The 24,179-nt window shown below is 71.4% G+C and carries 22 protein-coding genes and 1 tRNA gene; 9 read left to right on the forward strand and 14 right to left on the reverse strand.

Going from position 1 to position 24,179, the window contains the following annotated elements; all coding sequences use genetic code 11:
* Window positions 1-13: 13 nt before the first annotated feature.
* Together AC1DXK_RS01500 and AC1DXK_RS01505 are read right to left on the reverse strand one after the other, a co-directional pair.
* A complete protein-coding gene (locus AC1DXK_RS01500; RefSeq protein ID WP_457104711.1) occupies window positions 14-1,372 on the reverse strand; it encodes a pentapeptide repeat-containing protein in 1,359 nt (452 codons plus the stop codon).
* A gap of 44 nt (window positions 1,373-1,416) precedes the next feature.
* Window positions 1,417-3,735, reverse strand: coding sequence for an FdhF/YdeP family oxidoreductase (locus AC1DXK_RS01505; protein WP_477296591.1), 2,319 nt, complete (start codon window positions 3,733-3,735; stop codon window positions 1,417-1,419).
* 155 nt (window positions 3,736-3,890) lie between these two features.
* Between AC1DXK_RS01505 and AC1DXK_RS01510 the strand changes: the two genes are divergently transcribed.
* Complete coding sequence (locus AC1DXK_RS01510; RefSeq protein WP_457104713.1) at window positions 3,891-4,064, forward strand: metallothionein; 174 nt, start codon at window positions 3,891-3,893, stop codon at window positions 4,062-4,064.
* 410 nt (window positions 4,065-4,474) lie between these two features.
* On the opposite strand, the gene AC1DXK_RS01515 is transcribed toward AC1DXK_RS01510, so the two are convergent.
* Window positions 4,475-4,762 carry an MTH1187 family thiamine-binding protein gene (locus tag AC1DXK_RS01515; protein ID WP_457104714.1) on the reverse strand — a complete coding sequence of 96 codons (288 nt, stop codon included), beginning with the start codon at window positions 4,760-4,762 and terminating at the stop codon, window positions 4,475-4,477.
* Window positions 4,763-4,879: 117 nt separating this feature from the next.
* Entirely contained in the window at window positions 4,880-5,782 is a 903-nt protein-coding gene (locus tag AC1DXK_RS01520; RefSeq protein WP_457104715.1) for a LysR family transcriptional regulator, read from the reverse strand.
* A 108-nt stretch (window positions 5,783-5,890) separates the two neighbouring features.
* On the opposite strand from AC1DXK_RS01520, the gene kdgD reads away from it, so the two are divergent.
* From kdgD to gudD, 3 genes are all read left to right on the forward strand, one after another.
* Window positions 5,891-6,805: a 5-dehydro-4-deoxyglucarate dehydratase gene (gene kdgD / locus AC1DXK_RS01525; protein WP_457104716.1), complete on the forward strand. Its 915-nt coding sequence runs from the start codon at window positions 5,891-5,893 to the stop codon at window positions 6,803-6,805.
* Window positions 6,806-6,903: 98 nt separating this feature from the next.
* On the forward strand, window positions 6,904-8,259 hold the full coding sequence (locus AC1DXK_RS01530; RefSeq protein WP_457104717.1) for an MFS transporter: 1,356 nt from the start codon (window positions 6,904-6,906) through the stop codon (window positions 8,257-8,259).
* A gap of 93 nt (window positions 8,260-8,352) precedes the next feature.
* The gene (gudD, locus tag AC1DXK_RS01535) at window positions 8,353-9,702 is read left to right on the forward strand and encodes a glucarate dehydratase (protein ID WP_457104718.1); all 1,350 of its coding nucleotides are present in this window, start codon (window positions 8,353-8,355) and stop codon (window positions 9,700-9,702) included.
* Between the two features lie 21 nt (window positions 9,703-9,723).
* Here gudD and AC1DXK_RS01540 read toward each other — a convergent pair whose 3' ends face one another.
* The 8 genes from AC1DXK_RS01540 to AC1DXK_RS01575 form a co-directional block, all read right to left on the reverse strand.
* Window positions 9,724-11,265, reverse strand: coding sequence for an amidohydrolase family protein (locus AC1DXK_RS01540; RefSeq protein ID WP_477296595.1), 1,542 nt, complete (start codon window positions 11,263-11,265; stop codon window positions 9,724-9,726).
* 26 nt (window positions 11,266-11,291) lie between these two features.
* The gene (locus AC1DXK_RS01545; RefSeq protein ID WP_457104720.1) at window positions 11,292-12,098 is read right to left on the reverse strand and encodes an ABC transporter ATP-binding protein; all 807 of its coding nucleotides are present in this window, start codon (window positions 12,096-12,098) and stop codon (window positions 11,292-11,294) included.
* 19 nt (window positions 12,099-12,117) lie between these two features.
* Window positions 12,118-13,044, reverse strand: a complete 927-nt coding sequence (locus tag AC1DXK_RS01550) for an ABC transporter permease (protein ID WP_457104721.1) — start codon at window positions 13,042-13,044, stop codon at window positions 12,118-12,120.
* Between the two features lie 4 nt (window positions 13,045-13,048).
* Window positions 13,049-14,101 carry an ABC transporter substrate-binding protein gene (locus AC1DXK_RS01555; protein ID WP_457104722.1) on the reverse strand — a complete coding sequence of 351 codons (1,053 nt, stop codon included), beginning with the start codon at window positions 14,099-14,101 and terminating at the stop codon, window positions 13,049-13,051.
* Between the two features lie 452 nt (window positions 14,102-14,553).
* Window positions 14,554-15,099: a GNAT family N-acetyltransferase gene (locus AC1DXK_RS01560; protein WP_457104723.1), complete on the reverse strand. Its 546-nt coding sequence runs from the start codon at window positions 15,097-15,099 to the stop codon at window positions 14,554-14,556.
* 22 nt (window positions 15,100-15,121) lie between these two features.
* A complete protein-coding gene (locus tag AC1DXK_RS01565; protein WP_457104724.1) occupies window positions 15,122-16,015 on the reverse strand; it encodes an NAD(+)/NADH kinase in 894 nt (297 codons plus the stop codon).
* Between the two features lie 11 nt (window positions 16,016-16,026).
* On the reverse strand, window positions 16,027-17,013 hold the full coding sequence (locus AC1DXK_RS01570) for an SPFH domain-containing protein (RefSeq protein WP_457104725.1): 987 nt from the start codon (window positions 17,011-17,013) through the stop codon (window positions 16,027-16,029).
* Window positions 17,014-17,086: 73 nt separating this feature from the next.
* Entirely contained in the window at window positions 17,087-17,818 is a 732-nt protein-coding gene (locus tag AC1DXK_RS01575; RefSeq protein ID WP_457104726.1) for an NUDIX hydrolase, read from the reverse strand.
* Between the two features lie 250 nt (window positions 17,819-18,068).
* Here AC1DXK_RS01575 and AC1DXK_RS01580 point away from each other — a divergent pair, with 250 nt between their 5' ends.
* The 3 genes from AC1DXK_RS01580 to AC1DXK_RS01590 all read left to right on the forward strand — a co-directional run bounded on the left by AC1DXK_RS01580 (window position 18,069) and on the right by AC1DXK_RS01590 (window position 21,678).
* Entirely contained in the window at window positions 18,069-20,246 is a 2,178-nt protein-coding gene (locus AC1DXK_RS01580) for a marine proteobacterial sortase target protein (protein WP_477296600.1), read from the forward strand.
* Window positions 20,243-20,833, forward strand: coding sequence for a class GN sortase (locus AC1DXK_RS01585; RefSeq protein WP_457104728.1), 591 nt, complete (start codon window positions 20,243-20,245; stop codon window positions 20,831-20,833). The genes AC1DXK_RS01580 and AC1DXK_RS01585 overlap by 4 nt, the downstream gene beginning before the upstream one ends.
* Window positions 20,834-20,925: 92 nt before the next feature.
* The gene (locus AC1DXK_RS01590) at window positions 20,926-21,678 is read left to right on the forward strand and encodes a helix-turn-helix domain-containing protein (RefSeq protein ID WP_457104729.1); all 753 of its coding nucleotides are present in this window, start codon (window positions 20,926-20,928) and stop codon (window positions 21,676-21,678) included.
* 46 nt (window positions 21,679-21,724) lie between these two features.
* Here the strand turns inward: AC1DXK_RS01590 and AC1DXK_RS01595 are convergent.
* Together AC1DXK_RS01595 and AC1DXK_RS01600 are read right to left on the reverse strand one after the other, a co-directional pair.
* Window positions 21,725-21,798: transfer RNA gene (locus AC1DXK_RS01595), tRNA-Gly, on the reverse strand.
* 45 nt (window positions 21,799-21,843) lie between these two features.
* The gene (locus AC1DXK_RS01600; RefSeq protein ID WP_457104730.1) at window positions 21,844-22,686 is read right to left on the reverse strand and encodes a 3-oxoadipate:acetyl-CoA acetyltransferase; all 843 of its coding nucleotides are present in this window, start codon (window positions 22,684-22,686) and stop codon (window positions 21,844-21,846) included.
* Window positions 22,687-22,861: 175 nt separating this feature from the next.
* Between AC1DXK_RS01600 and aroQ the strand changes: the two genes are divergently transcribed.
* Both aroQ and AC1DXK_RS01610 read left to right on the forward strand, forming a co-directional pair.
* Window positions 22,862-23,329 carry a type II 3-dehydroquinate dehydratase gene (aroQ, locus tag AC1DXK_RS01605; RefSeq protein WP_477296602.1) on the forward strand — a complete coding sequence of 156 codons (468 nt, stop codon included), beginning with the start codon at window positions 22,862-22,864 and terminating at the stop codon, window positions 23,327-23,329.
* A gap of 143 nt (window positions 23,330-23,472) precedes the next feature.
* Window positions 23,473-24,174 carry an orotate phosphoribosyltransferase gene (locus AC1DXK_RS01610; protein ID WP_457104732.1) on the forward strand — a complete coding sequence of 234 codons (702 nt, stop codon included), beginning with the start codon at window positions 23,473-23,475 and terminating at the stop codon, window positions 24,172-24,174.
* The last annotated feature ends 5 nt before the right edge of the window (window positions 24,175-24,179 follow it).

Consider the following 24,179-nt stretch of genomic DNA (forward strand, 5'->3'; position numbering starts at 1 on the left):
CGGCGCGCGGGGCTCACCGCCGCAGGCGGTTCCCCAGGACGAAGCCGTAGAGTCCCATCAGGATGATGCCGACGGCGCCTTCGAGGCCGACCAGCAGGTTGGTAACGCGGCCGGTGGGCTTGAGGCCGATCTCCGGCGGGTTCGCGGTCATCATGTTGAGCGCGCTGTAGCTCAGGAGATCGAGGGGATTGTAGGTCGGCCCCGCCTCCGGCCCCTCCAGGATGAACAGGCCGCCGGTGAGCCCGAAGAGGCCCGCGAACACAACGATCAGAAGGGCGAAGGCCCGGGCGATGCGCGACAGGCTCTCGCCGTAATCGCAGAGCCATTCGACGAAGCGGTCCGCGGTCCAGCGATAGCCGTGCCGCAGAAGACCGGCCCAGTCCCGCGCGCCCCAGGCGGTGCGGGCCTGCCGTCCGGCATGAAAGCGGCCCATCCGGCGTCCGCGCTTGTAGGCCCAGCTCGCCGCGTCGTGGCTGCCGATGCTCTTCCAGTTCTGCTCCAGGGCGAGGTAGCTCGCCTGCGCCAGCTCGTATGCGCCGGCGACCTCCTCGCCCACGGCACCGCCGAGCTGCTCGACGCTCATCCGGGTGCCGTTGAGCCACGCGCCGGCGAAGCGAGCATGCCGCAGGCGGCAGGTCGCGAGGTTCAGCCGCACGAGATCGGTGTCCGAGAGATCGGCACCCGAGAGGTCGGCGCCGTCGAGCTTCGCCCCGGCGAAGTTTGCGCCCCGCAGTCGCGAGCCGGCCAAGCTCGCCTTGGTCAGGCTGGCATCGGCGAAATCCGCGTGGGTCAGGTTGGCGTCGGCGAGCTTGGCTTCATCGAGCCGCGCCGCGCGGAATACGGTGTCGTCGGCATCAGCCCCGGAGAAGTCGGCCCCCCATAGATCGGCGCCCGCGAAGTCCGTGCCGTCCAGGAGGGCGCCGGACAGGTTGGCGAAGCGCATCGCGGCCTGCCCGAAGCGGGCATCCTCCAGCATGGCGCCCGCGAATTTTACCTGACCGGCGACGACGCCGGTGAAGTCCGCCCCCGACAGGTCGGCCTCCGACAGGTCGGCCTCCTCAAGGATCGCGCCCGTAAAGCGGGCCGAGCGCCCGAGCGCGCCCGCGAGGTTCGCCCGGCGCAGATTGGCACCGGACAGGTCGGCCTCCTCCATCCGCGCGCGGGACAGGTCGGCGCCGGCGAGCGCGAGGCCGCCGGACTCGGCATCGGCGCCGGCCCCGCCGTCCAGCGCGTCCTGCCCGGCGCTCAGCTGCGACAGGTCCGAGCCCGGCTCCTGCACGGGTGCCCCGGTGGCGATGCGGTCGAGCAGCCCGCGCAGCCGCGGCTCGGTCTGAGCGTCCCGTCGCGCGTCGGGTGGGGTCACTTGGTCCATGGTGTTCCTTGCCGGAACGCGCGACCGGACGCCAGACGCGCTGCTCAGGCCGCGCGCGGCTCGGCCGTGACCCGGACGGCGATCGCCTTCGCGGCGGGAGTCTTGGACTGCTCGTCGTGATGCCAGAGCGGCAGCAGGACGTTCAGCTCAGGATAATAGCCTGCGCAATTGCCCTCGGGGATATCATAGGCCACCACCCGCAGGCCGCCGACGCGCCTCGGCACCTGATCGTAGGCCTCGGTTGCGACTTCGACGCTGCCGCCGTCCTTCAGGCCGAGGCGGGCGATGTCCCGGCGGTTCATGAACAACACGTCGCGGGTGCCCTTCACCCCGCGGAAGCGGTCGTCGTAGCCGTAGACCGTGGTGTTGAACTGATCGTTCGAGCGCAGGGTGATCAGGTCGAGCACGTCCGGACCGCGGGCGGGAAGGTCCGGATCGGCCTCCAGACCCTCGGGCACGGCGAAGTTGGCCTTGCCGGACTCCGTCTCCCACTTCCGGTCGCGGGCGACCAGGGGCTTGAGGATCCCGCCCGGCTGGAACATCCGGCCGTTGAGGTCGTGGAACACGTTCGGGTAGGTCGCCTCGATCGCGGTGCGCACGCGACCATAATCAGCGACCCAGGCATCCCAGTCGATCCGCGGGTTCGGGGGCAGCGTCGCCTTGGCGATCTCCGCCACGATCCAGGGTTCGGAGCGCACGTGCGGCCCGACCGGGTCGGCCACGCCCCGCGAACCGTGGAATTGCGCGRTGGAGCTCTCGATCGAGACCGCCTGTGGCCCGCTCGCCTGCCGGTCGATCTCGATCCGGCCGAGACAGGGCAGGATGTAGGCGACGGCGCCGTTCACCAAGTGGGAGCGGTTGAGCTTGGTCGAGATCTGGACGGTGAGGCGCTGGCGGCGCCAGGCGGGCTCCATCCGGCCGGTATCGGGGATCGCCCGCAGGAAATTGCCGCCGAGCCCGATGAAGGCCTTCACGCGACCGTCGAGGAGGCCCTCGCAGGTCTCCACCGTGTTGAGCCCCTTCTCCCGCGGCGGCTCGAAGCCGTAGAGGTCCTTCAGCCTGTCGAGCGGCGCCAGTTCCGGCTTCTCGGTGATGCCGACGGTGCGCTGGCCCTGCACGTTCGAGTGGCCGCGCACTGGACAGATCCCGGCGCCGGGCTTCCCGATATTGCCGCGCAGGAGCAGCAAGTTGACGAGCATGCGGACCGTCTCGGTGCCCTTGCGGTGCTGGGTCAGGCCCATCCCGTAGATGCCGATCACCGCCTTCGCGCGGGCATAGACCGCGGCGGCGGCCTCCAGGGCGGTCCGGGTCAGGCCGGAGCGCCGCTCCAGCGTGGCCCAGTCCTGCCCGTCGCAGAACGTGATGAACGACTCGAAGCCGTGGGTGTGCTCGGCGATGAAGGCGTGGTCGAGCACCCGGGGCTTGCCATTGGCCTCCGCGGCCTGGTCCAGGGCGAACAGGGCCTTGCACAGCCCGGTGAGCGCCGCGAGGTCGCCGCCGGCCTTCACCTGGTGGTACTGGGTCGAGATCTTCGTGGACGAGCGGGTGAGCATCTCCACCGGCGATTGCGGGTCGGTAAAGCGCTCCAGCCCGCGCTCGCGCAGCGGGTTGAAGGTGATGATCTGCGCGCCCCGGCGCCGCGCCTCCTGGAGCGGGTGCAGCATCCGCGGGGAATTCGACCCGACGTTCTGGCCGAAGAAGAAGATCAGGTCGGTGGTCTCGAAATCCTCCAGCAGCACCGTGCCCACGGGTGCGCCGATCGATTGCGGCAGCGCCACCGAAGTGGGCTCGTGGCACATGTTGGAGGAGTCCGGCAGGTTGTTGTTGCCGTAGAGCCGCGCCAGCAGCGCCCACATGTAGCTGGTCTCGAGGGAGGCCCGTCCCGAGGCGTAGAACACCACCGAGCGCGGATCCTGCGCGCGCAGGTCCTTCAGCTCCCGGCCGATCTCGGCGACGGCCTCCGCCCAGGCGACAGGCCGGTAGCGATCCGTCGCCGGGTCGTAGCGCATCGGATGGGTCAGGCGGCCCTGCTCCTCGAGGGCGTAGTCGCTCCAGCCGAGAAGTTCCGTCACCGTGTGCTCGGCGAAGAAGTCCGGGGTCGCACGGCGGCGCGTCTGCTCCCAGGCGGTCGCCTTGGCGCCGTTCTCGCAATACTCGAAGGCCAGGGGCTTGGCGGGCTTCGCCCAGGCGCAGGAGGTGCACATATAGCCGTCCGGCTTGTTCTGCTTCAGCAGCATCGCCGAGCCGGTGACCGGCACGCCCTCGCGGGTCAGGATCTCGACGAGGGAGCGGGCCGAGCCCCAGCCGCCCGCCGGCCCGTCATAGGGCTCGATCCGGACGTCGTCGGTGTTCTGATCGGCCATGGCGCCCTCCACCCGGCACAGCGATCACCGGACCGGGGGAACGCGCGAGCGGGCGAATCGGATCACGGGCGCGGCACCGCGCCCCGGAATGGTTCCCTTGCCGCGGCCGCGGCTCTAACGTCGACGCATGGAGCGGACCGCCGGAGGAGGACATCATGGCCAGCGTCGACGTCGAGATGGTGAAGTGCGCCTGCCAGGACTGCGTCTGCGTGATTCCGGTTGCCAAGGCCGTGTCGCGGGACGGCAAAGCCTATTGCTGCGACGAGTGCGCGGACGGCCACAGGGATCACGCCGGCTGCGAGCATGCCGGCTGCGCCTGCCACGGCTAGAGCCGTTCCTGATCTTGTTGCAACGGTCTGAAGGACAGGCATCTCCGGTCGAGACAGTCGCGACGCGCCCCCCCTCTCCCGTGCGGGAGAGGGTTGGGGTGAGGGATCAGGTCTTTCCGGAAAGTACTCGCGACTCACCCTGTCCCTCTCCCGCACGAGAGAGTGGACCCGCGCCTCGCTCGGCCAGGGCACGGCTGTCGTCACCGTGCCAACCTGATCGGGAGCGACTCTGGGTCTGTTCCCGACCTCGGTAAGATCAGGCCTCCCAGAGGGTCAGGCGCTCTCGTTTTTGGCGCCGAAGGCGGACCCTGAATCCCGACGCTCTGTCGGTGTGAGACTTGCCGCTGCGGCGGGACTGGGTTTCCGAATCTTCTGCACGACCCCGGGACGACGGGCCGGGGCGGTCGCGGTCAGGAGACAGCGGCGAGCTTGTCGGCCATCGACTGATCCTTGTCCCGGCGCGTCGAGAAGATCAGCGTGAAGAAGGTCCGCTGGACGCCGAGTTCGGCGAGCTTCGCCTCGCACCGCTCGGCCAGCGCGCAGATCTCCGACAGCTCGCCCTCGATGTTGGTGCCGTTGGGATGCATCGCGGCGGTGAGGCCGCTCGACTCGATGATGTCCTTGATCGCCCGCACGTAGGGCGAGACCGACGGGCCGACGCCCATCGGCACGATGCAGAGGTCGGCCGAAACTTTCATGGTGCCTGCCTGATCCGGGAGGGGCGGCCCCGTCACGGTACCGCGACCGGCGGCGGGGCGAGCGGGCAGCCTATCGCCGGCCGCGGCGACTTTCCAGGCCGGCACCCGGACCGGCCGTCACGCGGCGCCGGTCTCCAGCGCCGCGGCGCGCACCGAGGGCAGGCACGGATTGGCGTTGTCGCTGCGCCACGCGAGCCACAGCTCCGGCCCGGTCGTGGCCGGCAGAGCGATCGGCCGGAGCCGGATGTCGGCCATGCTGTTGCCCCGGGCGCTGCCCGGCACCAGCGCGACGCCGATGCCGGCGCCGACGAGGGCCAGCATCGCGTGGACCTGGTTCACCCGCTGCACGATCCGCGGCTGCACGCCTCCGGCCTCGAACAGCCGGTCGAGGAGGTCGATGAAGTAGCGCCCACCCCGGGGCGACCACGTCACGAAGGCCTCGCCGTCGAGATCCCGCAGGGTCGGCGTACGGACTGTCGCGAGGCGATGCCCGCGCGGGACCGCGAGCAGGAACCGCTCCCGGGCGAGGGGAGCGGTCGCGATCGGGGTCTTCGGATCCTGGAGGACCGGGGCCGGTCGCAGGATCGCGAGATCGACCCGGTTGTCGCCAAGCGCCTGGATCTGCTCGTCCGAGACCATCTCCTCCAGCACGAGATCGACCTCCGGCAGCGTCCGGCGGACATGGGCCACGACCTGAGGCAGTGTCCGGTAGGCCGAGGCGGCGGTGAAGCTGAGGCGCAGCACCCCGCTCTCGCCCCGGGCGGCGCGCCGGGTGATGCGCGCGGCGTTCTCGGCCGCCGCCAGCACCCGGTAGGCCTCGGCCAGGAAGGTGCGGCCCGCCGGGGTCAGGCGCACCGCGCGCGTGGTCCGCTCCAGCAGCGTCACGCCCAGCGTCTGCTCCAGCATCTGGATCTGCCGCGACAGGGGCGACTGGGTCAGGTTCAGCCGCGCCGCGGCCCGGCCGAAATGCATCTCCTCGGCGACGGCGACGAAGCTGCGGGCGTGGCCGAGGTCGAACATTGATGCAGGATCCGGGATAATCCAGCCAAAATCAACGTTGGACGCATTTAACGCTGGCGCCTACCCCCGGACGCGACACCGAACGGTGCGATCCAGGGAGAGGAATCGATGGCGAGCATGACCCCGGCCGAGATGGCGCGCGTGCTGGGCTCCGGCCTGCTGTCCTTTCCGGTCACGCATTTCCGCGACGACCTCGGCTTCGACGAGACCGCCTATCGGGACAATCTCGGGCGCCTCGCCGACTACAAGGTGTCGGGCCTGTTCGCCGCCGGCGGCACCGGGGAGTTCTTCTCGCTGACGCCCGCCGAGATCGACCGCGTCCTGCGCGCCTGCGTCGAGGAGACCCGCGGACGGACCCCGGTCATCGCCCCCGCCGGCCAGGGCACCGCCCTGGCGGTCGAGATGGCGCGGGCCGCCGAGGCCGCCGGCGCGGACGGGATCCTGCTGCTGCCGCCCTACCTCGTCGGATCCGAGCAGGTGGGCCTCGCCGCCCATATCGAGGCGGTGTGCCGGGCGACCTCCCTGGGGATCATCGTCTACAACCGCGCCAACGCCCAGCTGAACGAGCAAACGCTCGCCGGCCTGTGCGAGCGCTGCCCGAATCTCGTCGGCTTCAAGGACGGCGTCGGCGACGTCGAGCTGATGACCCGGGTCTACGCCGCGCTCGGAGACCGCCTGACCTATATCGGCGGCCTGCCCACCGCCGAGACCTTCGCGCTGCCGTACCTGGAGATGGGCGTCACCACCTACTCCTCGGCGATCTTCAACTTCCTGCCCGAATGGGCGCTGTCCTTCTACGACAGCGTCCGCCGCCGGGACCGCGACGCCGTCTACCGGGAGCTGCGCGCCTTCGTCCTCCCCTACATCGCGATCCGCAACCGCAAGCGCGGCTACGCCGTCTCGATCGTCAAGGCGGGCATGAGCGCCGTCGGCCGCCACGCCGGGCCGGTCCGGCCGCCGCTGACCGAGCTCGACGCGGCCGAGCGCGCCGAGCTGACGGCCCTGATCGGCGACCGCCGCTGAGCCCCCGCAACACGCACAACGACGGACCCGCCGAGCCAACCGCGGCCACGACCCGCTTCCCGGATCAACCGGGCGGCGACGAGCCAGGGAGAACGTCCATGAGTGCCAGTTCGACCGGCGCGCCGAGCACCCTGCTCGCCGCCGCCGATGCGGGTCGCCGCACCCGCGTCCGCCTGCTGATCGTGGCGATGCTGTTCGCCGCCACGACGATCAACTACGCCGACCGCGCGACCATCTCGATCGCCGGGCCCGACATGGCCAAGGAACTCGGCCTCTCGCCGGTCCAGATGGGCTACGTCTTCTCGGCCTTCGCGTGGTCCTACGTCCTCGCCCAGATCCCGGGCGGCTGGCTCCTCGACCGCTACAGCGTCAAGTGGGTCTACGCCGCCGCCGTCGCCCTGTGGTCGGGCTTCACGCTGGTCCAGGGCGCCGTCGGCTTCTTCACCGGCCTGACCGCGGTGATCCTGCTCTTCGCCCTGCGGCTGGCCGTCGGCCTCACCGAGGCGCCGGTCTTCCCCGCCAACGCCCGGATCGTCGCCGCGTGGTTCCCGACCCGGGAGCGCGGCATGGCCTCGGCGTTCTTCAACTCGGCGCAGTACTTCGCCACGGTGCTGTTCACGCCGCTGATGGCGTGGATCGTCCACAATTTCGGCTGGCACCACGTCTTCACCAGCATGGGCCTGCTCGGCCTCGTCTTCGCGGTGGTGTGGCTGCGCGTCGTTGACAGTCCGAAGAACCACCCGTCGATGAACCAGGCGGAGCGAGACTACATCGAGGCCGGCGGCGCGCTGCTCGACATGGACGGCCAGAGCCGGACCAAGCAGGGCGATGCCGGCCGGACGCTGCGCCAGCTGCTCGCCAATCGCATGCTGCTCGGCATCTATGTCGGCCAGTACTGCATCACCGTGCTGACCTACTTCTTCCTGACCTGGTTCCCGGTCTACCTCGTCAAGGAGCGCGGCCTGTCGATCCTGCAGGCGGGCTTCGCGGCGGTGCTGCCGGCGCTGTGCGGCTTCATCGGCGGCATCCTCGGGGGCGTGATCTCCGACCTGCTCCTGCGCCGCGGCTTCTCGCTGACAGCGGCGCGCAAGATCCCGATCGTCGGCGGCATGCTGCTGTCGATGAGCATCATCGGCTGCAACTACGTCCAGACGGACGCGGTGGTGGTCGGGCTGATGGCGCTCGCCTTCTTCGGCAAGGGCATCGGGGCGCTCGGCTGGGCGGTCGTCGCCGACACCTCCCCGCGGGAGAGCGGCGGCCTCTCGGGTGGCCTGTTCAACACCTTCGGCAACACCGCCGGCATCACCACGCCGATCGCCATCGGCTACATCGTCCAGAGCACGGGCTCGTTCAATGGCGCCCTGGTCTTCGTCGGCCTGAACGCCCTCGTCGCCTGCTTCTGCTACCTCGTGGTGGTCGGCGAAATCCGCCGCGTCGAGCTCAAAGCCCACTGACCCGCGGCCCGGGCCGGTCCGCCGCGACCGGCCCCGTTCCGATCCCGCCTCGCGCCCGGCGCAGACCGGCCGGGGGCTCCCGAGGAGGATTCCATGCCGAACGACAGCCGCCACGCCGCCCGCCACACCCCGACCGTGACCGCCATGAATGTCGTGCCGGTGGCCGGCCACGACAGCATGCTGCTCAACCTCTCGGGCGCGCACGGGCCGTACTTCACCCGCAACCTCGTGATCCTCACCGACTCCACCGGCGCCACCGGCCTCGGCGAGGTTCCCGGCGGCGAGGGCATCCGCAAGACCCTGGAGGATGCCCGGGACCTCGTGGTCGGGCAGCCGCTCGGCGCCTGGAACGCGGTGCTCAACGCCATGCGGGCGCGCTTCGCCGACCGCGACGTCGGCGGGCGCGGCCTGCAGACCTTCGACCTGCGCGTCACCATCCACGCGGTGACGGCCGTCGAATCCGCCTTCCTCGACCTGCTCGGCCAGTACCTCGACGTGCCGGTCGCGGCGCTCCTGGGCGAGGGCCAGCAGCGCGACGCTGTCGAGATTCTGGGCTACCTGTTCTACGTCGGCGACCGCACCCGCACGGATCTCGATTACCGCGCGCCGACCGCCCGCGACGGCTGGTTCCGCCTGCGCGACGAGGAGGCGCTGACCCCGGAGGCCGTCGCCCGGCTCGCCGAGGCCGCCTACGACCAGTACGGCTTCAACGACTTCAAGCTGAAGGGCGGCGTGCTGCGCGGCGAGGAGGAGATCGCCGCCGTCACTGCGATCCACGAGCGGTTCCCCAAGGCGCGGGTCACGCTCGACCCGAACGGCGCGTGGTCCCTCGCGGAAGCGATCCGCCTCTGCAAGGGCCAGGGCCACGTCCTGGCCTACGCGGAGGATCCCTGCGGCGCCGAGGGCGGGTTCTCGGGCCGCGAGATCATGGCGGAGTTCCGCCGCGCCACCGGCCTGCCCACCGCCACCAACATGATCGCCACCGACTGGCGGCAGATGAACCACGCGATCCAGCTCGGCGCCGTCGACATCCCGCTGGCCGACCCGCATTTCTGGACGCTCGCCGGCTCGGTCCGGGTGGCCCAGCTGTGCCGCGATCACGGTCTCACCTGGGGCTCGCACTCGAACAACCATTTCGACGTGTCGCTCGCGATGTTCACCCACGTGGCCGCGGCCGCGCCCGGCAACGTCACGGCGATCGACACCCACTGGATCTGGCAGGACGGCGAGCGCCTGACCAGGGAGCCGCTGGCGATCCGCGGCGGCCTCGTGCGGGTGCCAGAGCGGCCGGGCCTCGGCATCGAGCTCGACATGTCGGCGGTCGAGGAGGCGCACGCCCTCTACCGCGACCACGGCCTCGGCGCCCGCGACGACGCGGCCGCCATGCAGTTCCTGATCCCGGGCTGGACCTTCGACAACAAGAAGCCCTGTCTGGTCCGCTGACGGCCGGCCCGGGCGCGCGCCTCAGACGCGCGAGCTCGGGCGGTAGAACGGCTCGTGCCGCGACGGGTCGATGTAGTCGGCGTAGAAGCGGCGGGCATGGGGCAGCAGCGCCTTCGAGAGCTGGCGCCGCTCGACCTCGTCGTCCGACAGCGCCCGCGACAGGTCGTCGTGGAGCGCCTTCAGGGCGGCGTCCTTGTCGACCCGGGTGAAGCGCCCGTCGGCGTAGAGTACCTCGCCCTCGCACAGCACCGTGGTGACGCCGCCGGTCTTGGCCCGCTGGATCACCGCGTCGAGGAGCGGCGTCTCCGGGTCGAGATACGGGTAGGCGATCTGGTCCCAGTCGATCAGGACCATGTCGGCGCCCTTGCCGACCTCGATCGTGCCCAGGCTGTCGCCGTACGGCGTGGTGCGGGCGCCGCCGACGGTCGCCATGCGCAGCACCTGCGCCATGCTCGGCACGTCGGCCTCGTCCATGCCGGGCACCCGGTGGGCGCGCAGCACGAGGCGCATCTCCTGCAGCATGTCGCGGTCGTCGTTGATCCCGGCCTCGTCGAGGCCGATCGCCGTGTTGATCCCCTTGGCCTCGAAGCGGTTGAGCGCCGCCACGCCCGAGCGCAGCCGGAAGTTCGACGAGCAATTGTGGCAGATGCAGGTGCCGGTCGCCGCCACCCGGTCGATGTCGGCTTCGTTGAGCCAGACGCCGTGGCCGAGCGTCAGGCGGAGCCCCAACATGCCGAACCGGTCGAGGTACTCGACGGCGGTTCCGCCGCCGCGCTTTTCCGCGTAGGCCTTCTGGTAGGCGGTCTCCACGAGGTGCATGTGCATCGGCACGTCGTAGGATTCGGACAGGCCGGCCAGCCCTTCGAGGGCCGCGTCGGAGCACCAGTGGAGGTTGGCCGGCGCGAGCTGGATCTTCGCCCGCGACGCGCCCTCCTGGGCGGAGTGCAGGCTGCGGAACAGGGAGAAATTGTCCTCCAGGGACATCTGGAAGCGCTCGAACCAGCGCTTCATCGGGTCCTGCAGCGGCGCCGGCAGGCTCGCCACGAAGTCCATGTCGGCCTGGTAGACGAGGCGGTTCTGGTCGCGGACCGCGAAGCAGTACGAGACCCGCATGCCGATGTCGCGGTAGGCCCGCAGCACCTCGTTGGAGCGCGCCTCGACCTCCTCCAGGCTGCCGGGCATCCAGCCGTGGATGTGCTGGACCGTGGTGATCCCGGAGCCGACCATCTCGAAGGCCGAGTACAGGGTGTCGAGGTAGAGGTTCAGGTTGCGCGTCACCATCCGGGTGACGAACCACAATTCGAGCGGCATGTCGGGGGAGCCGAGCTGCACCGGCGTCAGGCCGACATGGTGGTGGCCGTTGACGAAGCCCGGCAGCAGGATCTCGCGGCCCGAGCCGATCACGGGGGCGTCGGGGTAGCGGGCGTGCAGGTCCGCGTAGGTGCCGACCGCCGCGATGATTCCGTCCTTCTGAAGGACCGCGCCGTCGGCGATCTCCTCCCAGCGGTCGTGATCGAGGGTGCGGGTGATCATCCGCCGGCTGCGGATCAGCGATGTGGCCATGGTCGTGTCCGTGTTGGGGATTGGGGTCAGACGAGCGCTTCCTGCTCGGCGAAGGCCCGGTCGACCTCGTCGCGCAGGAGCTCGGTGAGGTGCCGCCGCATCGCCTCGGCCTCGGGCGAGAACGGGTCGCGCGGGCGGGCGAGGTCGTTGCGGACGATGGTCTTGATCCGCCCGGGACGGGCGGTGAACACCACGACCCGGTCGGCGAGCGCGACCGCCTCGTCGATGTGGTGGGTCACGAACAGCACCGAGGCGCCGCTGTCGCGCCAGACGTCGAGCAGGAAGTCCTGCATCTTCTGGCGGGTCTGGACGTCGAGCGCCGCGAAGGGCTCGTCCATCAGCAGCACCTTCGGGCGCATGGCGAGCGCGCGCGCCACCGCCACCCGCTGGCGCATGCCGCCGGACAACTCGTCCGGCCGCTTGTCGAACGCCTCGGCGAGGCCGACGCGCTGGAGCGCGGTCCGCGCGATGCTCCGGCGCTCGGCCTCCGGCACGCCCTTCAGCGACAGGCCGAAGCTGACGTTCTGCCAGACGCTCAGCCAGGGCAGGAGCGAGGTCTCCTGGAAGATCAGGCTGCGCTCCGGCGAGGGGCCGGTGACGGCCTCGCCGAACGCCAGGAGCTCGCCCCCGGAGGCGGCCTCCAGCCCGGCGATCAGGTAGAGCAGCGTGCTCTTCCCGCAGCCCGACGGCCCGAGGAACACCACGAACTCGCCGGGCCGCACGGTGAGGTTGATGTCGCGCAGCGCCTCGTGGGCGCGGGCGGTGCCGCCCGCCCAGACCTTGGCGACGCCGCGGCAGGAGACGGCGTCGTCGGAGCCGAGATCAAAGGCCAAGGGATCAGAGGCCAAGGGATCAGAGGCCAAGGGAGGACCCCGCGTCGCGCGGAAGCCAGTACAGCAGCCGTCGCTGCACCACCCGGAACAGCAGGTCGAAGGCGAAGCCCAAGAGGCCGATCAGCGTGATGGTGAAGAACACGAGCGACGGGTTGAAGGTGTTGCGCGCCAGCATGATCACCTGGCCGAGCCCGTAGCCGACGCCGGTCGCCTCGGCGACGAGCACCACCATCCAGGCGCCGAACAGGTTGAGGCGCAGCACCGCGAGCAGCCCCGGCAGGATCGCCGGCACGATCACCCGCGCGTAGATCTGGCGCTTCGTTGCCCCCATGGTCCGGGCGACGTTGATGTAGTTCCGGTTGACCCCGTCGATCTGGTGAATGGTCGAGAGGACCATCGTGAAGAACAGGGCGATGAACACCATGAAGATCGCCGGGGCGTTGCCGATCCCGAACATGAAGATCGCCACCGGCAGCCACGCGATCGGCGAGACCGGCGCCAGGAGCGTGATGGTCGGCAGTGTCAGCCGCTCGAACAGCGCGACGTAGCGGATCGCGACGCCGACCAGGATCGACAGGGTCGCGGCCAGGGCGAGGCCCGCCAGCACCCGGCCCGTGGAGGCGAGCACCGTGATCAGCACCGCCATGGCGGGGCTCGGGCCGGCATTCATGCCGGTGCCGATCTGCCAGCGCTGGGCGGTGTTGAAGAAGCGCGCCTGCTCGGCGAGGTTGCCGAGGAAGATGTGCGGCGGCGGCAGCAGCTTGGCGTCGGCGATGCCGAAGGCCCAGAGCAGTTCCCAGAGGCCGGCGAAGCAGCCGACCGAGACCAGCATCCAGCCGGTCCGCTGCAGGAGCGGGACGAAGCCGTCGGGCAGCGCGAGGCGCTGACCGAACGGGAGGCGCGGCCGGACGTGCGGGACGGCGGCGCGGGCGAGGAAGATGGCCATCCGTTCAGGCCGACTTCAGCTTGAGCTTGCCGTAGAGGTCCGGGTTCTCGGCGATCACCTGCTCCAGCAGGGTCCAGTCGATCGCGTCGCGGCCGGGCTTCTTCTTGATGTAGCCCATCTCGGCGACGGAATCGGTCCGGTCGAGGATGAACTGCGTCTGGTTGCGGGCGTCGACCACCGAGGGCTGCCGGCCCATGGCGAGCTGGGCGTTGCTCATCGAGGTCTTGTAGTAGGAGCCGACGAGCTTGTTCAGGGCGGCCTGGGGGTCGCCCTCTGCCAGGGCCTGGGCCTTCATCATGCCCTTGATCAGCGCCTTCACGGCGGCCGGGTTCTTGGCGATCAGCTCGTTGCGGACCGCCAGCACGCAGTCGGTGTAGCCCTTGCCGTAGATGTCGGTGCCGTCGGAGAGCTTCACGGCGCCCTTCACGTCGGTGAGGAGCGCGGTGCCGTAGGGCTCGATCGTCGAGATGATGTCCAGCGCCCCGGCGCGGAACGCCTCCACGGCTTCCGGCGTCGAGCCCATGTAGCGGACCGTGATGTCCTTGAAGGCGACGCCGTTCTTCTTCAGCCAGTCGTAGGGCAGCACCTCAAGCGTATCGAGCTGGAAGGTGCCGAGCGTCTTACCCTTGAGCTTCTCCGGGCTGTCGAGGCCCGGCTGGGCGACCAGCACGCAGCCCTCGATGCCGCCGCCGGCCACGATCTTCACCGGGGCGCCCGCGTCGTAGAGCGCCATGAAGCTCGTGTAGGGCATCACGCCGGCATCGACCTGGCCCATGCCGAGGAAGGTGACCTGATCCGAGAAGGTCGGCGTGTTGACGAAGTCGATGGTCAGCCCGTCATCCTTGGCGAGCTGCATCGCCTCGGCCAGGAAGAAGTTCAGGTTGCAGAAGCCGGTGCCGTGGGTCGCCCGGATGCCGGTGGCCGCCGCGGCCGGGCTGGTCAGGCCCGGACCCACCGCCAGGGTCAGCGCTGCGGCGGTCCCGCCGAGGAAGCGCCTGCGGCTGGGCTTGAACCGCGTGAAATCCGGGACGCGATAATCGCCGTGACGGTCGCACATATCGACTCTCCTCAGAGGGCGGATCGCGCGATCCGCCGGACGGCGCGTGCCGGTGCTGAAACGGAGGGATCGGAGCTCGGGACAGGCTCAAGGCAGTCGCGGAGATCCGGTCGCCCGGCACCTCACCACATCGACGGCACGCCAACCTCTAGCCGCCGCCGGGGCGACGCTGCGCTGGTGAATACGAACCAAGAAGCGTGCCAGATGCGGGGATCGGCCGTATTGGCGGCGCGCCTTGCCCGTCGGCGCTGTCGAAGACCTGCACCGCTCCGTCCTTGCGAGCGGAGCGAAGCAATCCAGCCGCGCCACGCCTCCGGACGTCGGACTGCCCGGGGTCACGTCGCTGCGCTCGTGATGACGGACGTGTCGCACCGACCGGTCCGACGCCCGCGAAAGCGGCGGAATGCCGCCGGCGTATTCAGCCGGACTCTTCGAACGATGCCGGGCCGGCCTCAGCCGCGTGAAGAACGCGCCGCCCATTCCCGGCGCAGGATGGCGTACTGCAGCGTGTTCTCGAAGATCGGGTTGCCCTGATCGTCCTCCGCGAAGGCGATGAACTCGCGGAACAGACCCTCGGGGCGCATCCCCAGCGCCTCGCACAGGCGGCGCGAGGCGGCGTTGTCCTCCTCGACATAGGCGTAGAGCCGCCGCGCCCGCCGCTCGGAGAACAGGTATCCGAACAGAGCGGTCGCGGCCTCGCGGGCGTAGCCCGCGCCGCCGTAGGCGGCGTTGAAGTTCCAGCGGAGCGAGAAGGTGTCGGGCGGTTCGGGCAGGCAGAACAGGTCGCCGATCAGCCGGTCGGACGCGGCCAGACACACGGCCACGTGCTCGTCGTCGCGGCCGCGCCGATCGGCCTCCGCCCGCGCGTCGGCCGGCGTGTCGAGGCGGCCGCTCAGGAAGCAGCGCGCCCGCGGCCTGTGCAGGTAGGCGAACAGGTCGGCGGCGTCGTCCGGCCTGAAGCGCCGCAGGATCAGGCGGTCGGTCCGGATGGCGATCATCGGGCTTCCGGACGCGGCCGCCCTACGCGGCCACGAGGTTGAAGGTGCGGTCGGCCGGCGCGAGGCTCACCCGCCGCCCCCAGTCGAAGGGGACGAAATCCTGCTCGATCCCGTCCGAGAACACCACGCCGCCCTCGTTCATCCGCGACACCACCGTGAGGGGCGATCCGGCGAACTTGCCGCCGCGCAGGTCGGTGCCGGTGGCGACACTCGGGAACGGCTCGCGCACCCAGTAGCCGAAGGCCGCCTCCTCGATGCCCACTTCCACGGTGAGGTGCGTCGCCTCGCTGATCGAGCGCGCCCAGCCGGTCAGGCCGGTGCCCGAGGCCACGATCAGACCGCTTGACGCGTGGTCCTCCGCCCGCGCCCCGTCGTCGATGCGGTAGCGCGCCGACTGGTGGCTGCGGTGGCCGACGAAGATCTCGTTCAGGGCGAGGAGCCGCTCGCCGCCGTCGAAGGTCGCCTGCACCATGGTGCGCCGCTGCAGGGGGACGGCGCCGGCCGCGCTGGCGGGCAGCAGGGCGCGCAGGGCCTCGACCCGCGCCCGGGCCAGCACGCCGTCGTAGAGGTCGGGCGCCGGGTTGACGCCGACCACCGGCTGCCCGTCGAGGTACTTGGCGACGTTGGCCACGAGCCCGTCCTGCCCCACGGCCACGACCACGTCCTCGGGGGCGAACAGGAAGCGGTCGAGGTCGGGGCGCCGCACCAGGGCCTGCCGCCAGTCCAGGGGCACGGCGGACCGGGCCTCGGCGAGCACGGCCTGGAACTGGGCGTGGCGCGCCTCGACCTCCGCGAGCGTCTGGCCCCGGCTCTCCAGGAAGAACCGGACCTGGCCGCGGGTCGCGTGCCGGGCGATGAGCAGCGCGTAATCCGTGTCGCGGATCACGAAGACCACGCGGGGGGTGACTGCCGACATGACGGGCCTCCTCAGCGGGGCGCGAGCCGCGGGGAAACCGCGCCCCGGAACTCGCCGAGGACGGCCGCCAGCAGGTCGGGCGTGACGTTGACGTGCTCGATGGTCTCCAGCTTGCCGGCGAGTTCCCGGGCCGCCAGCCCGAGCAGGACGGCGGGCGGCATGTCCCGGTAGATTGCGGCGCGGCGCTGCTCCGCCTCGGCCCGGGCGCCCTCGACGAGCCGGATCCGCTCGGCCTCCGCGGCCGCCTCCAGGCCGCGGGCCTCGGCGACGCCGGCGGCGCGGTCGCGGGCGTTCTCGGCTTCCTGCGCGATCAGCACGGTCTCGCGCCGGGCCAGCTCGGTCTTCGTCGCGAGCTCGTTCTCGGCGATGGCGCGCTCCTTCTCGACCGCTAGGGCGCGCCGCGAGAAGGTCGCCTCGTCGGCCTTCTGCTGCAGGGCCTCGAAGGTCGGCGTCTGCAGGGCGCGCTCCAGCTCGCTGGTCGGCGCGAGGTTGGTGAGCCGCACCGACACCGCCGCGACGCCGATCTCGGCCAGCGCCGGGGCGTCGGACAGCACCCGTTCCAGCACGGCGCGCAGCGGCTCCGGCCCGGCGTCGAGGAGGGCGCCGATCGGGCTCGCCCCGAGATACTGGAGCGCCGCCTGGCTGGCGATGCCGCCGAGGCGGGCCTCGATCCGCTCGATCGGCTCGCCCTGCAGGCGCCCGGTGCGGAGGTCGATCGAGAAGTCGACCCGGCTCGCCAGCAGCTCCGGATCGACGACGTGCCAGCCGATCGTCCCCTGGACCACGACGGTCTGGAAGTCCCGGCTGCGGCCGCGGACGAAGAGCGTCATCTCGCGGTCGTCCACCGGCACCTCGCTGATGCTGGCGGTCTCGGGCCGGAACCAGAAGACCAGACCCCGCCCGCTCTGCCGGACGCGGCCGTTGCGGAAGCGGATGACGTGGCTGCTCGCCTCGCTCCGGAGCTGGGCGATGACGCCGATGTTGCGGACCGTGGCCATGATGGTCTCCTCGAAGCGCTCTCCGCCGAAGTGGATGCCGGTTCGGCTCAAGAGGGCGCGGTGAAACAAAGGCTTAGAACTGGCCTGACCTGTCGAAGCGGAAGAGTTCGGCGGGGCGGAACGCCGTCCCGGTCTCGCGGGCGCCCGTCGGCGCGATCCAGCCCCGGTCGCGCATGCGGCGGCGGAAGGCGGATTTGTTGAGGGGCGCGCCGCGGATCGCCGCGTGCACATCCTGGAGCTGCCGGAGGGTGAAGCTCTCCGGGAGTAGCGCGAAGCCGACATCCGTGTAGTCGAGCTTGCCGCGCAGCCGCTTCACGGCCAGCGCGAGGATGTCGGCGTGGTCGAAGGCGAGGGCGAGGGGGGCGCAGTCCTCCGCCTCGGCCGAGACCGGGCCGCCGGCCTCGCCCGACCACGGCACGACCAGCGTCGCCGCCGCGAGCCCGGCGCCGCTCGCCAGGGCCTCGGCGACGGCCACCTCCGGCAGCAGCGCCAGGTAGGCGACCGAGACGATCCGCATCCGCGGATCCCGGTCCACGGCGCCGAAGGTGTAGAGCTGCTCGAGCCGCGCCCGCCCGATCCCGGCCTTGTCGCGCAGGACGCGCACCGCGGCGGCGTCGAGGGTCTCGGCGATGCCCACGAACCCGCCCGGCAGCGCCCAGAGGCCTGCCTGCGGCTGCTGGCTCCGCCGCAGCAGGAGAGCGGCGAGCCGGCCCGCCCAGATCCCCAGCAGGACGAGATCCACCGCCAGGGCGGGCCGCTCGTAGGCCGCAGGATCGTAGGAAGCCAGGAACTCGGATTCGGTCATCGGTCTTTTCTGCTCATGTTGAGCATAACTAAGACGCAGATTGCGCATAGGTCAAGCCGAGGGTGGATCCGCCGGGAAGCGCCGAGGGGCGCACAGCTCCGCACCGGCTCCGCACAGATCCGCCCGGGCGCGGCCGGCCGGTGCGGTCCGAGCCTGGAAAAGGGCGAAGCTTCTCGTGGCGACGGAGGGGCTGGCGCGGGAGCTTCAGCGGCGAGCCGGCCCCGATCCGCCGGCGCAGGAGGTTTCCCCGATGCCGTTCTTCGCTCCACGATCCGCGGTCGAGCCGCCCCGCAACGCCGCGCTGTCGCCGCTCTTCCTCGCGCTGCTCGCGCTCCTCGTCATGCTAGCCTCGGCCCACGCGGAGCCGGGTCGAGATCGAGGTGGCCTCACGCTGCGCGGGCCGGCCGGCACCGCGCCGGTCGAGGCCGTCCAGCTCGCGACCGACATCAGCGTCGACGTCAGCGGCCCGACCGCCCGGGCCACCGTCACCCAGGCCTTCCGCAACGTCACGGCGGACTGGGTCGAGGGCACCTACGTGTATCCCCTGCCGGAGGACGCGGCCGTCGACGGGATGAAGCTCGTCGTCGGCTCCCGCGTCATCGTCGCCGAGATCCGCGAGCGGGCGGCGGCCAAGCGCGCCTACGAGGCCGCGAAGGCGGCCGGGCAGTCGGCGGCGCTGACCGCGCAGGAGCGGCCCAACGTCTTCACCAACGCGGTCGCCAATATTGGCCCCGGCGAGACGGTGGTGGTCCAGATCACCTATCAGCAGACGATCCCCGTCTCCGGCGAGACGCGGACGCTGCGCCTGCCCCTCGTGGTCGCGCCCCGCTACACTCCCGCCCCCGCCTCCGTGGACGCGGTCTCCCTCGACGGCGTGGCCGAAGCGGCCCGCGACCCGGTTCCGGATCGCGCCCGGATCAGCCCGCCGGTGCTCGACCCGGCCCTGTCCCTGCCGACCAACCCGGTCGCCGTCACCGTGCGGCTCCAGGCGGGTTTCGCGGTCGGCGCCGTTCAGAGCGCCACCCACGCGATCCGCGTGACCGAGACCGGCCCGGAGGCGCGGACCGTCACGCTCGCCGAGGGCGTCGTCCCGGCCGATCGCGACCTCGAGCTGACCTGGGCGCCGATCCCCAGCCGGGTGCCCGGCCTCGGCCTGTTCCGCGAGACCGTGGCGGGCCGGACCTACCTGCTGGCCACAGTGAACCCGCCGACGATCGAGGCCGACGCGGCCGCCCGGCCAGCGCGCGACGTCACCTTCGTCATCGACAATTCCGGCTCGATGTCGGGCGCCTCGATGCGGCAGGCCAAGGCCGGGCTGCTGGCCGGCCTCGGCCGCCTGACCCCGCGGGACCGCTTCAACGTCATCCGCTTCGACGATACCTGGGACGCGCTGCATCCCGAGCCGGTCCCGGCGACGCCGGCGGCCCTGGCGGAGGCTGAAGCCTTCGTCGCCGCCCTGGAGGCCCGCGGCGGCACCGAGATGCTGGCGCCGCTCAAGGCGGCCCTGGCCGATCCCCACCCGGAGGACGGGCGCGTGCGCCAGGTCGTGTTCCTCACCGACGGCGCCGTCGGCGACGAGGAGCGGATCTTCGCGGCGATCCACGCCAATCTCGGGCGCACGCGCCTGTTCATGGTCGGCATCGGCTCGGCGCCCAACGGCCACCTGATGCACCACGCCGCCGAGATCGGCCGCGGCAGCTTCACGGAGATCCGCGACCTCGCGCAGGTCGGCGAGYGGACCCGCGCGCTCTACGAGAAGCTGGAATCCCCCGCCGTCACCGACCTGACCGCGACCTTCTCGGTCCCGGGCGTCACGGTCACGCCGGGCGCGCTGCCCGACCTGTATCGCGGCGAGCCGCTGGTCTTCGCCGCGCTTCTGCCGGGGGCGTCGGAAGGAACCGTCACCGTCTCGGGCCGGGTGGGCGGCAGGACCTGGACCCGGACGCTTCCCCTCGCCGAGGCGGGCGCGGGGGCCGGCATCTCCAAGGTCTGGGCGCGCTCCCGGATCGGCGAGACCGAGACGGCGCGCATCACCGGGCGCCTCGGCGCGGACGCGGCCGACGCCACCATCCTGGCGCTGGCCCTGGAGCACGGCCTGACGACGCGGCTGACCAGCCTCGTGGCGATCGACGCCACCCCGCGCCGCGCGCCGGGCACGCCCCTCGTCGCCGCCGACCTGCCGCTGAACCTGCCGGCGGGCTGGGACTTCGCCAAGGTGTTCGGCACGGACCGGCCGGGCGTCGCGCCCGCCGACGAGGAAGCGGCGCGGATCGTGCCGATCCGGGCCGAGGGTGCGGCCGTCGACCTGCCGCGGACCGGGGCCGGGATCCTGGCGCGGCTCGGCCTGGGCCTGCTCCTCGCCCTGCTGGGCCTCCTGCTGGGCGCCGGCCTGACGGTCGGCGGCCGGCGGACCGGGGACGCGCGATGAGCCGCCGTCCGGTGACCGGACTGGGGAGGGCGCTGGCCGCCCTCCTCACTCTCGCGGGGCTCGGGCTCGCCGCGCAGGCCGCCTGGATCCCCGCCAAGGCCGCCCTGGCGCAGGTGCTGCTGGAGCGCGCCTTCGCCCGCACCCTGGCCGAGGGCCGGCCCGCCCGGCCCTGGCCCTGGGCCGATACCGAGCCGGTCGCCCGGCTCACCCTCGCGGGCCGCAGCTACGTGGTGCTGCGGGGCGGGAGCGGGCAGGCCCTGGCCTTCGGCCCCGGCCACCTGGACGGCACCCCGGAGGCCGGCGCGCCCGGAATCGCGGTCATCGCCGCCCACCGCGACACGCAGTTCGCGGTGCTGGGGCAGCTCGGTCCCGGCGATCCCGTCGCGGTCACCGGCCGCGACGGCCGGACCCTCCGCTTCCGCGTCACCGGCACGCGGGTGGCGCGCTGGGACGCCTCGGGCATCGACCCGCAGGCCCCCGGGCGGCACCTGGACCTCGTCACCTGCTGGCCCCTGGAGGCGCTGCAGGCCGGCCCGCTCCGGCTGATCGTCGAGACCGAGCTTGATCCGGAGGCGGGGCGTTCCTGACGGCTCGGCGTGGACAGTCAGCTTGGCCGCGCTTGCGCAAATGTGCGGTTTCGTGCGGATCTGTGCGGGTCAAGCCCGTGCGAGCCGTGCCTGTGAGCGAGATCGAACTGTCCGAGGCGCAGAGCCGCGCCATTGCCCAGACCGTGCGCGAGGCGCTGGCCCGCCGGCGCATCTCCCGGCAGACGCTGGCCGAAGAGGCCCGGATCAGCATCTCGACCCTGGAGAAGGCGCTCGCCGGTCGCCGGCCCTTCACCCTGGCGACGACGATCCGCCTGGAGGAGGCCCTCGGCCAGTCCCTCCGCCAGGAGCCGGGGCGACCGGCGCCGGAGGCGGCCCGCCACGCGCCCGACGAGCTCGGCTCCTACTCGCGGGAGAGCGTGGCCTGGATCGAGGGGCGCTACCTCACCCTGCGACCCTCGTTCGGGTCCGCGGGCGCGATCTTCGCCTACCGGACCGAGATCGCCTGGGATTCGGACGCGGCCCGCCTCGTGTTCCGCGAGGCCGAGCGGCTCGATGCCCCCTTCGCGCAATCCGGCAGCGTCGCCGTGCCGAGCCAGTCGGGCATGATCTACCTGGTGACCAACTGGCACGGGCAGCACCGCCTCGCGGTGCTGTGCCGCCCGAACATCCAGGGCGAGATGTACGGGGTCCTGACCACCCTCCACGCGGGGCGCGGCACGCAGCTGACCCCGGCGGCGGCGCCTCTGGCGCTGCTGCCCGAGCAGGCGGGCGCGCACGGGTACGGGCGGATCGGGCCGGAGGAGCCGGGCTACGCCCCGTACCGGGCCTCTCTCGCCCGGGTGCACGACGACGGCTACGCAACCTTCTTCAAGGGTGTCGCCTGACGGGATCTGATAGGGAGTGGCCCGGAGGCGCGGAGCGCGGCGGGCTTGGAGCGGGTACCGGGAATCGAACCCGGGTATTCAGCTTGGAAGGCTGCTGCTCTACCATTGAGCTACACCCGCGCGGGCGGACCGTTAGCACGCCGCTCCGCCCGTGAGAAGGTGGGTTCAGGCCAGACCCAGCGCGGCGCGGGCCTCCGCGGGGGTGGCGACGCGGCGGCCGTGACGGGCCACCGCCGCGGCGGCGAGCCCGACCAACTCGGCGTTGCTGGCCGCGAGGCGGTCCTTCGTCACCCGGATGTTGTCCTCCAGGCCGGTGCGGACCGCGTCGGCGCCGCGGGCGAGCGCCCAGTCCATCACGATCGCCTGGTTGCGGCCGATCCCGGCCGCCGTCCAGGTCGCCTCCGGTAGGATCCGCCGGGTCTCCGCGAGCAGGATGTCGAGGAGGTGCTCCTCGGCCGGCATCGCGTTCTGGACGCCCATGACGAACTGTACGTGCGGGCGCGCGTCGATCAGGCCCGCCGCCACGAGGCGCTTGGCGCCGTGCAGGTGCGAGAGGTCGAAGATCTCGATCTCGGGCCGGACGCCGTACTGCTTCATCTGGCTGGCGAGGTCCGTCACGAGGCTCGCGGAATTCTCGTAGACGATCGTCGGGAAGTTCACCGAGCCGGTGGACAGGGAGGCCATGTCGGGCCGGTGCTTGAGCGAGAGACCGCGGGCGGCCGGATCGCGCCCGCGCCCGCCCGTCGAGAACTGCACGATCATCCCCGGGCAATGCTTGCGCAGCCCCTCCTGCACGGCCGCGAACTTGTCCGGGTCGGAGGAGGGCGACTCGTCGTCGTTGCGAACGTGGATGTGGCAGAGCGTGGCGCCCGCCTCGAAGGCTTGGTGCGTCGACTCGATCTGCTCGGCGACGGTGACCGGAATGGCCGGGTTGTCTTTTTTGCGCGGCACGGAGCCGGTGATCGCCACCGCGATGACCACGGGCGCGTCGCTCCGGGATCCTGCCATTCGCCTGTCCTCCCTGCCTCAACGGGCTTCCGCGACCGGGATAGCGCCGTGGGATCCGGATCTGAACCGCCCGGCGCGGGCGGCAGGTCCGTGTGCGGGACATCTCCGGCCAGATGACAGCCTGGACTTGTGTCTCGCGGGCGCTTGCCGCACCTCTCGCTCCGCGAGGCACACGATGAACGACACCGTCCTGGTCCTGAACGGGCCGAACCTGAACCTGCTCGGCAAGCGCCAGCCGGAGATCTACGGCCGCGAGACGCTGGCCGACGTCGAGGCCCTGTGCCGGGAGACCGCCGCGGGCCTCGGCCTCGCGGTCGATTGCCGCCAGAGCAATGCCGAGCACGTGCTGATCGACGCGATCCACGAGTTTCGGGTCGGCTCGGCCGGCATCGTCATCAACGCGGGCGCCTACACCCACACCTCGGTGGCGCTCCTCGACGCGCTGAACACCTGCGAGGTGCCGGTGATCGAGTGCCACATCTCGAATGTCCACCGCCGCGAGGCCTTCCGCCACCACTCCTACATCTCCCTCGCGGCCACGGCCGTGCTGGCTGGGTTCGGGATCCACGGCTACGCGCTCGCCATCCGGCACCTCGCGCATCTGCGGGCCGACAAGCCCCCGCGGGTCGACGGGACCGCTTGAGGCGCGGATAGCGCCGCGATCAGGGTTGACGCTGGCGGAGACAGGGCGGAGGAGGGCGGTCAGGCCTCATTTCCACGCACGCTCCCCGGCCGGACCGGTCCTCTCGGCCCCGGAGAGCGCCCCAAGCGGAGCGCGCACGCCGCATGACCAGTCCCTTCCTGCCCCTCGACCGGACAGTGATCGCCCGGGAGGCGGCCAAGATGTTCCTCGAGATCGAGGCGGTGCTCTTCTACAAGGACGAGCCGTTCAAGTTCACCTCGGGTTGGGCGAGCCCTGTCTACACCGACAGTCGGAAGATCATCTCGTTCCCGCGCCTGCGCTCGGCACTGATGGACTTCGCCACCGCCACGATCGTGCGGGAGATCGGCTACGAGAAGCTCACGCACATCGCGGGCGGCGAGACCGCCGGCATCCCCTTCGCGGCCTGGATCGCCGACCGGATGATGCTGCCGATGCAGTACATCCGGAAGAAGCCCAAGGGCTTCGGCCGCAACGCCCAGATCGAGGGCGAGATCGTCGAGGGCGCCCGGACGCTGCTCGTCGAGGACCTCGCCACCGACGGGCGCAGCAAGGTCAATTTCTGCAAGGCCCTGCGCGATTCGGGCGCCCAGGTCGATCACTGCTTCGTGCTGTTCTACTACGACATCTTCCCCGACAGCGCCGCGCTGATGGAGGAGATCGGCATCAAGCTCCACTATCTCACCACCTGGTGGGACGTGCTGGCGGTGGCCAAGGAGATGGGCACCTTCGATCCGAAGACGCTCGACGAGGTCGAGCGTTTCCTCAACGCGCCGGCCGCGTGGTCGGCGGCCCACGGCGGCATCTCCGCCTTCGGCCAGGCCTGAGGGAC

It is taken from the genome of Methylobacterium sp. P3_A11, assembly GCF_056403155.1.